The organism is Nonomuraea salmonea (assembly GCF_042428605.1).
Taxonomy (GTDB): domain Bacteria; phylum Actinomycetota; class Actinomycetes; order Streptosporangiales; family Streptosporangiaceae; genus Nonomuraea; species Nonomuraea salmonea.
On the sequence record NZ_JBHMCF010000064.1, the window covers coordinates 19140 to 34713 of the forward strand.

9 protein-coding genes are annotated in these 15574 nt (G+C 70.7%); 6 read left to right on the top strand and 3 right to left on the bottom strand.

The window, feature by feature from the left end; translation table 11 throughout:
* Nucleotides 1–26 precede the first annotated feature (26 nt).
* The 3 genes from ACFFR3_RS49055 to ACFFR3_RS49065 all read left to right on the top strand — a co-directional run bounded on the left by ACFFR3_RS49055 (nucleotide 27) and on the right by ACFFR3_RS49065 (nucleotide 5609).
* Nucleotides 27–1796: an ABC transporter transmembrane domain-containing protein gene (locus ACFFR3_RS49055; protein WP_379485448.1), complete on the top strand. Its 1770-nt coding sequence runs from the start codon at nucleotides 27–29 to the stop codon at nucleotides 1794–1796.
* A complete protein-coding gene (locus tag ACFFR3_RS49060; protein WP_379485449.1) occupies nucleotides 1793–3604 on the top strand; it encodes an ABC transporter ATP-binding protein in 1812 nt (603 codons plus the stop codon). Before ACFFR3_RS49055 ends, ACFFR3_RS49060 begins: the two co-directional genes overlap by 4 nt.
* An 88-nt stretch (nucleotides 3605–3692) precedes the next feature.
* Nucleotides 3693–5609, top strand: a complete 1917-nt coding sequence (locus ACFFR3_RS49065) for an N-acetylmuramoyl-L-alanine amidase (protein WP_364376577.1) — start codon at nucleotides 3693–3695, stop codon at nucleotides 5607–5609.
* Here ACFFR3_RS49065 and ACFFR3_RS49070 read toward each other — a convergent pair.
* Entirely contained in the window at nucleotides 5572–6468 is an 897-nt protein-coding gene (locus ACFFR3_RS49070) for a MurR/RpiR family transcriptional regulator (protein WP_355414562.1), read from the bottom strand. The genes ACFFR3_RS49065 and ACFFR3_RS49070 overlap by 38 nt on opposite strands.
* 48 nt (nucleotides 6469–6516) lie before the next feature.
* Nucleotides 6517–9099 carry an alpha-glucan family phosphorylase gene (gene glgP / locus ACFFR3_RS49075; RefSeq protein WP_364376580.1) on the bottom strand — a complete coding sequence of 861 codons (2583 nt, stop codon included), beginning with the start codon at nucleotides 9097–9099 and terminating at the stop codon, nucleotides 6517–6519.
* Nucleotides 9100–9343: 244 nt separating this feature from the next.
* Between glgP and ACFFR3_RS49080 the strand changes: the two genes are divergently transcribed.
* The 3 genes from ACFFR3_RS49080 to ACFFR3_RS49090 all read left to right on the top strand — a co-directional run bounded on the left by ACFFR3_RS49080 (nucleotide 9344) and on the right by ACFFR3_RS49090 (nucleotide 14531).
* Nucleotides 9344–11422: an alpha-1,4-glucan--maltose-1-phosphate maltosyltransferase gene (locus ACFFR3_RS49080; RefSeq protein WP_364376583.1), complete on the top strand. Its 2079-nt coding sequence runs from the start codon at nucleotides 9344–9346 to the stop codon at nucleotides 11420–11422.
* Nucleotides 11423–11495: 73 nt separating this feature from the next.
* Entirely contained in the window at nucleotides 11496–13196 is a 1701-nt protein-coding gene (gene treS / locus ACFFR3_RS49085) for a maltose alpha-D-glucosyltransferase (protein ID WP_364376586.1), read from the top strand.
* Nucleotides 13197–13199: 3 nt separating this feature from the next.
* Nucleotides 13200–14531 (top strand): maltokinase N-terminal cap-like domain-containing protein, encoded by a 1332-nt coding sequence (locus ACFFR3_RS49090; RefSeq protein ID WP_364376589.1) that lies wholly within the window; start codon nucleotides 13200–13202, stop codon nucleotides 14529–14531.
* A gap of 102 nt (nucleotides 14532–14633) precedes the next feature.
* Here the strand turns inward: ACFFR3_RS49090 and ACFFR3_RS49095 are convergent, their stop codons facing one another.
* A complete protein-coding gene (locus ACFFR3_RS49095; protein ID WP_379485450.1) occupies nucleotides 14634–15494 on the bottom strand; it encodes an NAD(P)-dependent oxidoreductase in 861 nt (286 codons plus the stop codon).
* Nucleotides 15495–15574: the final 80 nt, after the last annotated feature.

Below are 15574 nucleotides of genomic sequence, written 5' to 3' on the forward strand. Positions count from 1 at the left end.
CGGGGGCGGGTTCTAAGGTGCTTGGCATGGCTGATCCCCTTGCCGACCCGGGAACGCCCGACCGTCGCGGTGCGGCTCGCTACCTGTGGTGGCTGGTCGTCCGGCAGCCTGGGCGGGTGTCGCTGGGGGCGTGCTTAGGGACGGCGTGGATGGTGTGCCTGACGCTGCCGCCGTACCTGCTCTCCCGCGCCATCGACGACGGGCTCGCCACGGGGGACCTGGCCGTGCTGACCGGCTGGGTGGCGGCGGTGCTCGGCACCGGCGTGCTGAACGCCTGGCTGGCCATCATGCGGCACAGGACGATGACGCGCGTACGCATGGACGCCGCCTTCCGCACCGCCCACGTGGTGGCCCTGCAGGCGGCCCGGCTGGGTGCGGCGCTGCCGCGCAAGGTGACGGCCGGTGAGGTGGTCACGATCGGGTTCGGGGACGCGGCCATGATGTCCGCCACGCTCACCGTCACCGGGCCGGGCGTCGGCGCAGTGCTGGCCTACATCGTCGTGGCCGTGCTGCTGCTGGCGGTCTCGCCGGTGCTGGCCGCCGTGGTGCTGCTGGGCGTGCCGCTGCTCGTCGTGCTGCTGGGGCCGCTGCTCGGACGGCTGCGCGGGGCGGAGACCGCGTACCGGGCCGGGCAGGGCGAGCTGGCCGCCCGGTTCGCCGACATCGTGGGCGGGCTGCGGGTGCTGAACGGCATCGGCGGCAAGGACGTCTACGCCGCCCGCTACCGGCGCGGCTCCCAGGAGCTGCGCGAGCGCGGCTACCGGGTGGGGGCGGTGACGAGCTGGATCCACGCGCTGGGGGTCGGGCTGCCCACGCTCTTCCTGGGGGCGGTGACGTGGCTGGCGGCCAGGATGGCGGTGCAGGGCGACATCACGGCGGGGGAGCTGGTCGCGGTGTACGGGTACGCCGCCGTGCTGGTGGTGCCGGTGACGTTCTTCGTGGAGGGCGGTTACGACATCAGCAGGGGTCTGGTGGCGGCTCGCAGGACCGTACGGTTCCTGTCGCTCGAACCCGAGGACCTCGGGACGCCGGGCGCCGAACCGCCCGCGCCGACCTATGGCGTGCTGCGGGACGGCGTGTCCGGGGTGGAGCTGGCGCCGGGGCGGCTGACGGCGCTGGCCGGCGCGCGGGCCGCGGAGGGGGCGGCGGTGCTCGACCGGCTGGGCGGGTTCGCCGAACCGGCCGCTACCTGGGACGGGGTGAGTCTGCGTGACCTCGACCCCGCGTGGGTGCGGGAGCGCGTCCTGGTGGCCGACAACGAGGCGGACCTGTTCGCGGGCACGCTGCGTGAGGTCGTGGCCGGTCGTGCCGACCCCTCGGACGCGGAGCTGGAGCTCGCCCTGCACGCCGCCGGGGCCGAGGACGTCGCCAGGTACGGCCTGGACGCGCCCGTCACCGCCCAGGGCCGCAACCTGTCCGGCGGGCAGCGCCAGCGGGTCCGGCTGGCCCGCGCCCTGCTCGCCGCCCCCGACGTGCTCCTGGCCGCCGAGCCCACCTCTGCCCTGGACGCCCACACCGAGGCCGTGGTCGCCGCGCGCCTGCGTGCCGTACGTGCGGGCCGCACGACCGCCGTCACCACCACCTCGCCGCTCGTCCTGGAGCACGCCGACACCGTCTACTACCTGGTCGACGGCACGGTCGCGGCCTCCGGCGACCACCGCACCCTGCTCCGCGACTCCCCCGGCTACCGCGCCCTCGTCTCGCGCGGCGAACCCGACGGGAACGGCGAAGGGGACGAATCCCCCGGCGACCTCGACAGCGACCCCATCGGGGCCGGGACAGGAGGCCGATCGTGATCGCGGCGGCGCGAGGCGGCGAGGCGGCAGAGGCGGTGGATCGCTTGCCGGTGGCCCGGTCCGCCCAGGTGCGGCGGGCGTGGGTGCGGCTCGTTCGGATGGACGGGCGGGCGTTCGCCGGGGTGCTGGCGCTCAACGGGCTCGCCGCGGCTGCGGGGCTGGCCGCGCCGTGGCTGCTCGGCCGGATCGTGGACGAGGTGCGCGCCGGCGCGGGCCTCGCGACGGTGGACCGGCTGGCGCTGGCCATCCTGGTGTGCGCGCTGGCCCAGATCGTGCTGTCACGGTACGCGGGCCTGGCCGGCCACCGGTTCGGGGAGCGCACGCTGGCCCGCATCCGCGAGGAGTTCGCCGATCGCGCGCTCGCCCTGCCCGCCACCACGGTCGAGCGGGCGGGCACGGGCGACCTGATCACCAGGGGCACCACCGACGTGGCGGCGGTCGGGGCGACATTGCGCGACGCGGGCCCCACGATGGCGATCGCCGCCGTGCAGGCCACGTTCGTGCTGGCCGCCGTGTTCGTGCTGAGCCCGCTGCTGGGCGCGTGCGGGGTGGCCGGGCTGGCCGGGATCTGGTTCGCGACGCGGTGGTACCTGCGCAGGGCGGTGACGGCGTACCTGGCGGAGGGCAGGGCGAACGCGGCGCTGGCCGAGGAGCTGGCGGCCACCACGAGCGGCGCCCGCACGGTGGCGGCGCTGCGGCTGGAGCACCGCCGCCTGTCGGCGTGCCGCCGCGCCATCGAGGAGTGCCGGCGCACCCGGGTCAGGACGTTGTTCCTGCGCAGTGTGCTGTTCCCGGTGGTGGACGTCTCGTACGCGATCCCGGTGGCCGCCGTGCTGCTGCTGGGCGGCGTGCTCATGGCGCAGGGCGCGGTGACGCTGGGCACGGTGGTCGCGGCGGCGCTCTACCTGCGGCAGCTGTCCGCGCCGCTGAACACGATCCTCGAGAACCTGGAGCTGCTGCAGAGCAGCAGCGCGTCGTTCGCCCGGGTGGAGGGCCTGGCCCAGGCGCCGCGCGGGGGGCCCGCGGGTGCGGCCCCCGAGCCGGTGGACGACCGGATCGAGGTGCGCGGCGCGTCCTACGCCTACGACGCGGGGCCCGACGTCCTGCACGGCGTGGATCTGCGGGTACGTCCGGGCGAGCGGCTCGCGATCGTCGGCCCCTCAGGAGCGGGCAAGACCACGCTGGGCCGGCTGCTGGCTGGCATGGACGCCCCGCGTACGGGCGAGGTCACGGTGGGCGGCGTCCCCGTGGCCGGGCTCGACCCTGACCGGCTGCGCGAGCGCGTCATGCTCGTCACCCAGGAGCACCACGTGTTCCTCGGCACCGTGCGCGACAACCTGGCCATCGCCGCCCCCGACGCGACCGACGCCCATCTGCGCGCGGCACTGGACGCGGTCGGCGCCGACTGGGCGGTGGACCTCGACACGCACCTCGGCCCCGGTGGTCACCGCCCGGACGGCGCGCAGGCGCAGCAGCTCGCGCTGGCCAGGGTGGTGCTGGCCGACCCGCACACGCTGATCCTGGACGAGGCCACCGCCCTGCTCGACCCGAGGACGGCCCGGCACACCGAGCGCGCGCTGGCCGCCGTGCTCGCGGGCCGTACGGTGATCGCGATCGCGCACCGGCTGCAGACGGCCCGCGACGCCGACCGGGTGGCGGTCATGCGTGACGGCCGGCTCACCGAGCTGGGCACGCACGAGGAGCTGGTGGCGGCAGGCGGCGCCTACGCGGCCCTCTGGCACTCCTGGCACGGCGACCCCACCTCAGGGCCGCCGGCACCCCCTCCAGGACCGGCCGTTGAGAGCTGAAAAATATCTTCGCAAAGATCTCGCCTGAGAAGGAAAATGTTGAGACGCTGAATCGCACTATGCGCCCCCCAGCCCCGAGGAGTGGTTCATGCGCAGACTACTGGCGACCTCGCTCGTCGCCCTGCTGCCGTTAATCCCGGCGAGCCCCGCCCAGGCAGCGCCGCCGGCGGACCGGCAGCAGGCGTTCGCGTCCGCCGCGGAGGAGTTCGGCGTCCCCGAGAGCGTGTTGCTGGGTGTCTCCTACCTGGAGTCCCGCTGGGACGCCCACGCCGGGCAGCCGTCGAGCGACGCCGGCTTCGGCCCGATGCACCTCACCGACGCCGCCGCGTTCAGCGCGGGCAACCATCACGACGCGGGCGAGGAGGACGCGCGCGGCGACGACGGCCGTCCGCTGCCCGCCCCCGAGGCCCGCCCGGCGCCGGCCGAGCTGCCGGCCTCGCTGCGGACCATGGAGCGGGCCGCGCAGCTGACCGGCGAGAGCCGCGAGCGGCTGCGTTCCGATGCCGCCGCCAACATCCGCGGCGGCGCGGCACTGCTGGCCGAGTACCAGAAGGCGCTCGGCGCGCCGCTGAGCGACGATCCCGGCCAGTGGTACGGCGCGGTCGCGAAGTACTCGGGCGCCGAGGAGTCGGGCGCGGCCAAGTTCTTCGCCGACGAGGTCTTCTCGATCATCAAGGAGGGGGCCGAGCGGACGACCGACGACGGCCACCGGGTCCGGCTGCCCGCCGTGCCGCGCCTCGACGCGATCGAGAAGTGGCTGGAGAAGCTCGGCCTGCGCCCGCCGGTGCGTCCCGACGGCATCGAGTGCCCGGCGTCGATCTCCTGCGAGTGGATCCCGGCCGCGTACGCGCAGCTCCCGAACGACGACTACGGCCACTACGACCTGGCGAACCGCCCGGCCAGCCAGAAAGTCGACTACATCATCATTCACGACATGGAGGGATATTTCCTGCCCTCCATTCGCCTCAACCAGGACCCCGCCTACGGCGCGAGCTGGCACTACTCCGTCCGCTCCACCGACGGCCACATCGCCCAGCACATCAAGACCAAGGACGTCGGCTGGCAGGCCGGCAACTGGTACATCAACGCCAAGTCCATCGGCATCGAGCACGAGGGCTTCCTGGCGGAGGGCGGCACCTGGTTCACCGAGGCGATGTACCGCTCGTCGGCCCGCCTGGTCCGCTACCTGGCGCTGCGCCACGGCGTGCCGCTCGACCGGGCCCACATCCTGGGCCACGACAACGTCCCCGGCACCCTGCCGACCACCGTGCGCGGCATGCACGAGGACCCGGGGCCGTTCTGGGACTGGGCGCACTACTTCAAGCTGATGGGCGCGCCGCTGCACGGGCTGGGCGGCCCCCGCTCCGGCGCGGTCATGATCAGACCCGACTTCGCGACGAACAAGCCGCACTTCTACGGCTGTGACCGCCAGAACCCCGAGGCCGACTGCCCGCCGCTGCCCGCCCACACCGTGTGGCTGCGCACGGAGCCGCGCGAGGACGCGCCGCTGGTCAAGGACATCGGCAAGCACCCGACCGGCGAGTCCCTCTACAGCGTCTACGACCACAGCGCCCGCGCCAGCACCGGCCAGCGCTACGCCGTGGCCGAGCGCAGCGGCGACTGGACGGCCATCTGGTACCTCGGGCAGAAGGCGTGGTTCCACAACCCGGCCTCGAACCCGACCGCCGTGCCGTCGATGGGCCTGCTGGTCACGCCGAAGCCGGGCAAGGCGACCGTGCCGGTCTACGGCAGGGCCTACCCCGAGGAGGAGGCGTACCCGGAGGGCATCCCGTACCAGGCGGTGACCCCGCTGCAGTACACGTTCTCGGCGGGCGAGAAGTACACGCTCGCGGGCGTTGCGCCGGCCGAGTATTACCGGGCGGTCACCTTCAACCTGGAGGACCACACGGTCGTGCGCGGCAGGACGAAGTATCTGCAGATCCAGTTCGGCCACCGCGTGATGTTCGTCAAGGCTGACGACGTGCGGGTGACGTTCTCCGGGTGAACTCCGTGACGGCGCGCCTGGTGCTCTCGAGCGCCTCCTGAGAGGAGTCGAACGTGCGCTGGGCGACGCCGACGAAGACGCAGTCGACGACGAGGAGCTGGCTGATGCGGCTGGCCAGGGCGCCGGGACGGAACTCCGTCTCGCGCCCGGCCGAGATCAGCACGTGTTCGGCCAGCTCCGCGATCGAGGAGCGGGGGTTGTTGGTGATGGCGACCGTGGTGGCCCCCGCCTCCTTGGCGCGGGTCAGCGGCTCGATCACGTCGGGGGTCTCGCCCGAGGTGCTGATGCCGATGGCGACGTCGCCTTCGCGCAGCAGCACCGCGCTGGTCAGCGCGAGATGGGCGTCCTGGAAGGCGTGGGAGGACAGGCCGATGCGCATCAGCTTCTGGGCGACGTCCTCGGCGACCAGGCCGGAGGCGCTGACGCCGTAGGCGTCGATCCTGCGGGCGCCGACGATGGCGTCGACCACCAGGCCGAGCCGCTCGGAGGTGAGCTGGGCGACGGTGTCGTTGATCGCCTCCGACTCGGCCCGCGCCACCTTGTGGATGACCTCCGACAGCGGGTCGTCGGGGGCGAGATCACCGGGCACCAGCCGGTCGGGCTGCGCGGCCGCCGCGGCTAACGCCAGCCTGAGCTGCGGATATCCGGCGAAGCCGAGCAGCCGCGCGGTGCGCACGATCGTGGCCTCGCTGGTGCCCGAGGCGGCCGAGAGCTCGGTGATGGTGCTCCTGGCCACCGTCGCGGGGTCTTCGAGTATGAGGCGGGCGACGGTCTGGGCGGCAGGCGTCAACGACGGCAGCACACCGCGAACCGTGGCCACCAGTGTGTCGGCGCGCAGGCCGTTCCCGTTGTCGTCCACCCCCTGATTATGCCGCGTTGACCGCATTGCTGGCCCCGGCCCGCAGTGCTACCGCAACGTCCCGTTGGTCATGCCGGCCGGCTCTTCTGGAACGGTGACGAGCCCCAGCTCGGCCGGGGTGACGAGCAGCGGGTGGTGCGGGACGACGCGCACGGTGTAGCCGAACGCGCCGGTGCGGTCGAGCGGCACCTTCCCGGTGTAGTGGGCGCGCCGGTCGTCGTCCACCGACTGCACCGACAGCGTCGCGTACGCCGGGTGCACCAGCTCGTCGTGCGGCCCGACCTTCCCGTACGCGGCCTGCACCTGGACGTCGTCAGGGTCGAGGTCGCCGAGCGCGATCGTGGCGTGCAGCTCGATCGCGGCCCCCACCTCAGGCGTGTCGCCGACGCCGGTCGCCTCGACGTGCTCGACCCGCACCCCGGGCCAGGCCCTGGCCACCCGCACCCGCCAGGCGGCGAACGCCTTGGCGGGAGCGTAGGACTCGGCGGACAACCCGCGGGCGGAGGCGGCGGCCGGGTTGTAGAGGGTCAGCACGTAGTCGCGGAGCATGCGCCCGGCCAGCACCTTCGGCCCGAGCGAGGCCAGGGTGTGCTTGACCATCTCGATCCAGCGCCGCGGCAGGCCGTCGAACGCCCGGTCGTAGAAGCGGTCGGACACCTCATGCTCGATCAGGTCATAGAGGGCGGCGGCCTCCAGCTCGTCGCGCCGGTCGGAGTTGCTCACGCCGTCGGCGGTCGGGATGGCCCAGCCGTTGGTGCCGTCGTACCACTCGTCCCACCAGCCGTCGCGGATGGACAGGTTCAGTCCGCCGTTGAGCGCGGACTTCATGCCCGACGTGCCGGACGCCTCCAGCGGGCGCAGCGGGTTGTTCAGCCAGACGTCGCAGCCCTGCACCATGAGCTGCCCGAGCGCCATGTCGTAGTCGGGCAGGAACACGATCCGGTGGCGGACCTGCTGCTGGTCGGCGAACTTGACGATCTGCTGGATGAGCTTCTTCCCGCCCTCGTCGGCCGGGTGCGCCTTGCCGGCGATCACGATCTGCACCGGCTTGTCGGGGTCGAGCAGCAGCTCGGTGAGCCGCTCGGGGTCGCGCAGCATGAGGGTGAGCCGCTTGTACGACGGCACCCGCCGCGCGAACCCGATGGTCAGCACGTCGGGGTCGAGCGCGTCGTCGATCCAGCCCAGCTCGGCGTCGGAGGCCCCGCGCTCGCGCCACGACCGGCGCAGGCGCACGCGGGCCCCCTCGACCAGCCGCTTGCGCAGCGTGCCGCGGATGTGCCAGATGTCGGCGTCGGAGATCTTCTGGATGCCCTCCCACCCGCGGGCCCGCTCCAGCAGCGTGGGCAGCTCGCGTCCGGCCAGCTCCATGAACTCGCGGCCGACCCAGGTGGGCGCGTGGACGCCGTTGGTGATCGAGCCGATCGGCACCTCGTCCAGGTCAAAACCGGGCCAGAGATCTTTGAACATCTCCCGGCTGACTTCTCCATGCAATTGGGACACCCCGTTGACCCTCTGGGCCAGCCGCATGCCCATCACGGCCATGTTGAACCGGCTCGGGTCGGCCTCGGCGCCCAGCGCGAGAATGCGCTCGACCGGCACGGTCGGCCAGGAGTTGGGGCCGCCGAAGTGCCGCTCGATCATGTCGCGCGGGAAGCGGTCGATGCCGGCGGGCACGGGCGTGTGGGTGGTGAACACGGTGCCGGCGCGTACGGCCTCCAGCGCCTCGTCGAACGACATGCGGGCCTCGGTCAGCTCGCGGATGCGCTCGAGGCCGAGGAAGCCGGCGTGGCCCTCGTTGGTGTGGAAGACCTCGGGGTCGGCGTGCCCGGTGATGCGGCAGTAGGCCCTGATCGCGCGTACGCCGCCCACGCCGAGCAGCAGCTCCTGCATGAGTCTGTGGTCGGTGCCGCCGCCGTAGAGGCGGTCGGTGACGTCTCTGGCCGCGTTGTCGTTCTCGGCCACGTCGGAGTCGAGCAGCAGCAGCGGCACCCGGCCCACCTGCGCCACCCACACCTGGGCGTGCAGGACCCGCTCGTCGGGCAGCGACAGGCGGATCTTGACGGGCGTGCCGTCGGGCTCCTTGAGCAGGCTGAGCGGCAGCCCGCCGGCGTCGAGCGACGGATAGTGCTCCAGCTGCCAGCCCTCGGGTGACAGGGACTGCGTGAAGTAGCCGTGGCGGTAGAGCAGGCCCACCGCGAGGATGGGCACGCCCAGGTCGCTGGCCGCCTTCAGGTGGTCACCCGCGAGGATGCCGAGGCCGCCGGAGTATTGCGGCAGCGCGCCGGCGATGCCGTACTCGGGCGAGAAGTAGGCGATGGCCCTGGCGCTGTCGGGCAGCGTCTGGTACCAGCGCGGAGAGGTCATGTATTCGCGCAGGTCGTCGGCCGCGTCGGCGAGGCGGCGCAGGAACCGGCGGTCGGCGGCCAGCTCGGTGAGCCGGGCCGGGGTGACGGCGCCGAGCAGGGCCACGGGGTCGTGGCCGACCTGTTCCCACAGCTCGGCGTCGACCTCCGCGAAGAGGTCCATCGTCTCCGGGTGCCATGACCAGCGGAGATTCTGGACGAGCTCGCCGAGGGCGGCCAGCTCCGCGGGCAGGACGGTGCGGACGGTAAACCGGCGGATAGCTCTCACGTTTCTGCACCCTACGGGCTAGGAGGGACCTCTGAGTCCTTCACCCTCATCAAGGCCGTTCAAACCCCTTCCGGGAACAAGCATGAAGAGGGACTATTGGGGCAACTTTCCAGGTTGTTGGGCCTTCCCGCACACAGTCCGGGGAGGTCTATCCGCTGCTGTCCACAATTTACATGCAAGGATCGTTCCTGCCAGGGAAAGCCTCCGGCGGTACCGGGAGTACCGCCGCAAACCCTTGAATGCGATGATCGGACGAATTCCCATCACGGACATCTCCCCCGTCGTCGACTGCGGGCAGTGGCCCGCCAAGGCGGTCGCCGGCGAGACCTTCGAGGTCTCGGCGACCGTGTTCAGAGAGGGCCACGACGCCGTCGCGGCGGGCGTGGTGCTCACCGCGCCCGACGGACAGCGCGGGCGCCTGAGACCGATGCGCGAGCTGGCGCCCGGCACCGACCGCTGGGCCGTCGAGGTGTGCCTGCCCGCCGAGGGCGACTGGCTGTTCCGCGTGGAGGCGTGGAGCGACCCGATCACGACCTGGCTGCACGACGCGGAGATCAAGATCCCGCGCGGCATGGACGTCGACCTGATGTGCGAGGAGGGCGCCCGGCTGTTCGAGCGGGCGGCCAAGGCCGTACGCCCGGCCGACTGCCCCAACGCCGAGGGCACCAGGACCACCAGGCAGCGCCAGAACGGGAACGGCAACGGCGACAGCGCGTGCGGCCACCGCGCCGCCCTGCTGTCGATCTCCGCCACGCTGCGTGACGACAACCTCGACCCGCGGGCCAGGCTGTCCATCGCCCAGCTCCCCGAGACGGCCGCGCTGCTGGAGGCGCATCCGCTCCGCGAGCTGGTGACCAGGTCGAAGTCGCACAAGGTGAGAGTGGATCGCCGCCGCGCGCTCTACGGCTCCTGGTACGAGTTCTTCCCCAGGTCAGAGGGGGCGGTGGTCGACCAGAACGGCGTGTCGAAGTCCGGCACGTTCCAGACGGCCGCCAAGCGGCTGCCCGCGATCGCCAAGATGGGCTTCGACGTCGTCTATCTGCCGCCCATCCACCCGATCGGCACCACGTTCCGCAAAGGGCGCAACAACACGCTGAGCCCCGAGCCCGACGAGCCTGGCTCGCCGTGGGCGATCGGCTCCGAGGACGGCGGCCACGACGCGATCCACCCCGACCTGGGCACGATCGAGGACTTCGAGGAGTTCGTGGAGCGGACGAGGGCCCTGGGCATGGAGGTGGCGCTGGACTTCGCGCTGCAGTGCTCGCCCGACCATCCCTGGGTCAAGGAGCACCCGGAGTGGTTCACGATCAGGGCCGACGGGTCGATCGCGTACGCCGAGAACCCGCCCAAGAAATACCAGGACATCTACCCGATCAACTTCGACAAGGACCCCGAGGGGATCTACAACGAGGTCAAGCGGGTGCTGCGGCACTGGATGGACCACGGGGTGCGGATCTTCCGGGTGGACAACCCGCACACCAAGCCGGTGGCGTTCTGGGAGCGGCTGCTGGCCGACGTGCATCGCACCGACCCCGATGTGATCTTCCTCTCTGAGGCGTTCACGCGGCCGGCGATGATGCGTACGCTGGCGAAGACCGGTTACCACCAGTCCTATACCTATTACACCTGGAAGAACAGCAAGTGGGATGTTGAGACCTACCTGACCGAGCTGGCCAAGGAGACCTCGGCCTACCTGCGTCCGAACCTGTTCGTCAACACTCCCGACATCCTGCACGAATACCTGCAACACGGCGGTGTCCCCGCATTCAAGATCAGGGCGGTGCTGGCCGCGCTGGCATCGCCGACCTGGGGCGTCTACTCCGGTTACGAACTCTTCGAAAACGTGCCGGTTCGGCCCGGTAGCGAGGAATACCTGGATAGCGAAAAATATCAGTACAAACCGCGCGATTGGGCTGCGGCCGAACGCGAAGGACGGACCCTCGCCCCCTTCATCACTCACCTGAATTTGTTCCGAAGAGCGCATCCGGCACTGCAGGAATTGCGTAATCTACGGTTCCACAGGGTCGACCAACCGGACATCGTTTGCTTCTCCAAACGGCTCCCGGGCGCCTATGACACGGCCACACGAAGGCACGGGCTGGGCGACGTCGTTCTGGCGGTCATCAACCTCGATCCACATCACACCCACGAGGCGACTGTAGAACTCGACCTGCCTGCACTCGGGCTCGACTGGAACGCCGAGTTCGTCGTCGACGACGAGTTGTCAGGCGAGTCGTACCGCTGGCGGCAGAGCAACTATGTACGCCTCGACCCCCACATCCAGCCTGCCCACATTCTGACCGTACGAGCCGCGCCACGGTAAGAAACTGAATTCAGCGGGGAGTCTTCGACGTGTGTGAAAGCGCCTCCCTCATGAGCCCTCTGCGAGGCGGCTCATGAGCTCCACACCCATTCCCAACACCTTTGACGAGGAAAAACCGCGCGATCCCCATTGGTACAAGCGCGCGGTCTTCTACGAGGTCCTGATCCGGGGTTTCTCCGACTCCAACGGCGACGGGACCGGCGACATCAGGGGCCTCATCAGCAAGCTCGACTACCTGCAATGGCTGGGCGTCGACTGCCTCTGGCTGCTGCCGCTCTACGACTCGCCGCTGCGTGACGGCGGTTACGACATCTCGGACTTCATGAAGATCCTGCCCGAGTTCGGCGATCTCGGGGACTTCGTACGACTGGTTGATGAGGCGCACAAACGCGGCATGCGGGTCATCGCCGACCTGGTCATGAACCACACCAGCGACGCCCATCCCTGGTTCCAGGCGTCCCGGCACGACCCCGAGGGGCCGTACGGGGACTTCTACGTCTGGTCCGACACGGATGAGAAGTACCAGGACGCCCGGATCATCTTCATCGACACCGAGACGTCGAACTGGACGTACGACCCCGTACGCGGCCAGTACTACTGGCACCGGTTCTTCCACCACCAGCCCGACCTCAACTACGACAACCCGGACGTGCAGAAGGCGATGCTGGAGGTTCTGCGCTTCTGGCTGGACCTGGGCATCGACGGGTTCCGGCTGGACGCGGTGCCGTACCTCTTCGAGGAGGAGGGCACCAACTGCGAGAACCTGCCGAAGACCCACCAGTACCTCAAGCAGGTGCGGGCCGAGGTGGACCGCATCTACCCCGACCGCGTGCTGCTCGCCGAGGCCAACCAGTGGCCGTCGGACGTGGTGGAGTACTTCGGCGACCCGGTCGGCGGCGGGGACGAATGCCACATGGCCTTCCATTTCCCGCTGATGCCCCGAATCTTCATGGCCGTCCGCAGGGAATCCCGCTTCCCCATTTCCGAAATTTTGGCCCAAACACCGAAAATTCCGGAAAACTGCCAATGGGGGATCTTCCTCCGCAACCACGACGAGCTCACCCTCGAAATGGTCACGGACGAAGAACGCGACTACATGTACACCGAGTACGCCAAAGACCCCCGCATGCGGGCGAACGTCGGCATCCGCCGCCGCCTGGCCCCTCTGCTGGAGAACGACCGCAACCAGATCGAGCTGTTCACCGCGCTGCTGCTGTCGCTGCCCGGCTCCCCCGTGCTCTACTACGGCGACGAGATCGGCATGGGCGACAACATCTGGCTCGGCGACCGCGACGGCGTGCGCACCCCCATGCAGTGGGACCCCGACCGCAACGCCGGCTTCTCCGACTGCGACCCCGGCCGGCTCTACCTGCCGGTCATCATGGACCCGATCTACGGCTACCAGGCCATCAACGTCGAGGCCCAGCAGAAGAACGCGGGCTCGCTGCTGCACTGGACCCGCCGCATGATCGAGATCCGCAAGCGCCATCCGGTCTTCGGGCTGGGCGGCTACGCCGAGCTCAACTCCTCCAACCCCAGCGTGCTGGCGTTCGTCCGGGAGCTGGGCGACGACCGGATGCTGTGTGTGAACAACCTGTCACGCTTCCCGCAGCCGGTGGAGCTCGACCTGCGCAGGTTCGTCGGCGTGTCGCCCGTGGAGACCATGGGCGGCGTTCCATTCCCGGCAATTGGCGAGCTTCCGTATCTTTTGACGCTTCCCGGGCATGGGTTCTATTGGTTCACACTCCCGCCGGCCGTCACCCAGGAGGAGTAGAGCGTGCTTGATGAGCTCCTTGCCGCATGGATCAGCCGTCAGCGTTGGTTCGGCGGCAAGGGGCGCCCGATCGACGACCTGTCGATCGACGCGGACGTCGAGCTCGCCGCCGGGCTGCGGCACCTCATCGTGGCCGTCTGGCAGGACGGCTCGCGCGACCGCTACCAGCTGCTGCTGGGCGAGCGTGACGACCTGCCGGAGCGGCTCTCCCACGCCCTCATCGGCACCCAGGACGCCACCTACCTCTATGACGCGGTCCACGACAGCGACCTGATGCACGTGCTGCTCGAAGGCATGGCGGCCGACGGGACCCGCAACGGCCTGCGCATGCGGCACGTGCCCGGGCACACCGTGGACACCTCGCCGCGCAGCCTCGTGCTGGGGGCCGAGCAGTCCAACACCTCGCTGGTGTTCGGGGACGCGTACATCTGCAAGCTCTTCCGGCGGCTCATCCCCGGCGTCAACCCCGAGCTGGAGATCATCACCGCGCTCGCGGACAGGAACGCGCCGCACATCGCGCAGCCGTACGGGTGGATCGAGGCCGACCTCGACGGCACGGACACCACGCTCGCGATCATGCAGGAGTTCCTCACCCCCGCCAACGACGGCTGGGACCTCGCCCTGGCCAGCGTGCGCGACCTGTACGCCTCACTGCCCGAGGTGCCGGCCGGCGAGGCGGGCGGCGACTTCGCGGCCGAGGCGCTGCGGCTGGGGATCGCCACCGCGCGCGTCCACCACGAGCTGGCCGCCGCCTTCCCCACCAGCATCGTCGAGATCCACGAGGTCAAGCGCATGGCCGAGGGGCTCAGGCGGCGGCTCGGGCGGGCCGTGGCCGAGGTGCCCGAGCTGCGGCCGCATGTGAGCGCCATTGAGGCCGCCTACCATCAGGTGGAACTACTCACCACCGAGGTGCCCGTGCAACGGGTTCACGGAGACTTCCATCTCGGACAGGTCATGCGCACCCCGACGGACTGGGTGATCCTTGACTTCGAGGGCGAACCAGGACAGCCGCTCGCCGAGCGCCGCGCCCTCTCCTCGCCGCTGCGGGACGTGGCCGGCATGCTGCGCTCGTTCGACTACGCGGCCCGGCACCTGCTGCTCGGCCACTCCGAGGCCGAGCGGCTGGAGCCCCGGGCGCAGGAGTGGGCCGACCGCAACCGCGCCGCCTTCCTCGACGGCTACACCGAGGGCGGCGGCGTCATCAACGCCGCCGACGCGGCGCTGCTGCGGGCGTTCGAGCTGTCCAAGGCGGTGTACGAGGTCGTGTACGAGGCCCGCAACCGCCCCGCCTGGATGCCGATCCCCCTGGCCGCCTTCCGCCCGCGCGCGGCGTGACCGCCGTAGCCCGAGACCGCCGTAGCCCGAGACCGCCGTAATCCGAGACCGCCGTAATCCGAGACCGCCGTAATCCGAGACCGCCGTAATCCGAGACCGCCGTCAGTCCGAGACCAGCTCCTCGACCAGCCCCGACAGGCCCTCGTGCGCCAGGCCGCGCGCCACGCGGCGCTCCAGGATCTCCTGCATCGGCAGCAGCAGGTCGGGCCGCACGCCCTGCTCGTGGAACGCGCGCACCAGGTTCGCCACGCCTGACCTGTTGATCTCCAGGTTGGAGACGTCGGTGCCGTGGTCGCCCGACTCCATCTTCTCCGCCCACGCCGGTTGCTGGGCGGCCATCGCGTTCAGCCACGGGACCAGCAGGCCGGAGGTGAAGTCCCGCAGCGGGTAGCCCGCCGAGCGCACCAGGGCGGCGGCCTCCAGGAAGCCGGCCATCTGGCCGTACATGCCGGTCAGCATCGCGAGGTCGAGCAGCGGCGCCATCGCGGGGTCCGCGCCCGTGTACTGGGGGCGGGCCATGGCGGACAGCGCCTGCTCGTAGCGGTCATAGGCGGCCTTGGAGCCGCTGTAGAGGATGAGGGCGCCCGGCGTGGCGATCATCTGAGGGATGGCCATGATGCCGCCGGCCAGGTGGTCGCCGCCGCGCTCGGTCACCAGGGCGGCGATCTCGCGGGCCTCGACGGGGCGGCTGGTGGTGAGGTTCGCGATGACCCGGCCCCGCAGCTCGGCGCCCTCCAGCGTGGCGGTGACGGACCGGCTGTCGAGCAGGCAGGCTATGACCAGCTCGCTCGCCGCCACCGCCGCCGCCGGGGTGGCCGCCTGCTTCGCGCCCTCGGCCACGAGGGGGTCGGCCTTGGCGGGCGTACGGTTCCAGACCGTGACCTGGTGGCCGGCGGCGAGCAGGCTCTTGGCGAGCGCGGTTCCCATGAGGCCGAGGCCCAGGACGGAGATATTTTCCGACATTTCGGTGTTCCTTCTGAATGAGGATGTTGCGTCGGGATCCAGGCTGCTGGTGGGCGGTTATGGTCGGGTTCTGAGTTGGT

Bases quoted from the DNA above. Each gene is read 5' to 3' on its own strand.
- ACFFR3_RS49095 (WP_379485450.1), bottom strand. From the start codon at position 15,494: ATGTCGGAAAATATCTCCGTCCTGGGCCTCGGCCTCATGGGAACCGCG.
- ACFFR3_RS49055 (WP_379485448.1), top strand. From the start codon at position 27: ATGGCTGATCCCCTTGCCGACCCGGGAACGCCCGACCGTCGCGGTGCG.
- ACFFR3_RS49080 (WP_364376583.1), top strand. From the start codon at position 9,344: ATGATCGGACGAATTCCCATCACGGACATCTCCCCCGTCGTCGACTGC.
- ACFFR3_RS49065 (WP_364376577.1), top strand. From the start codon at position 3,693: ATGCGCAGACTACTGGCGACCTCGCTCGTCGCCCTGCTGCCGTTAATC.
- treS (WP_364376586.1), top strand. From the start codon at position 11,496: ATGAGCTCCACACCCATTCCCAACACCTTTGACGAGGAAAAACCGCGC.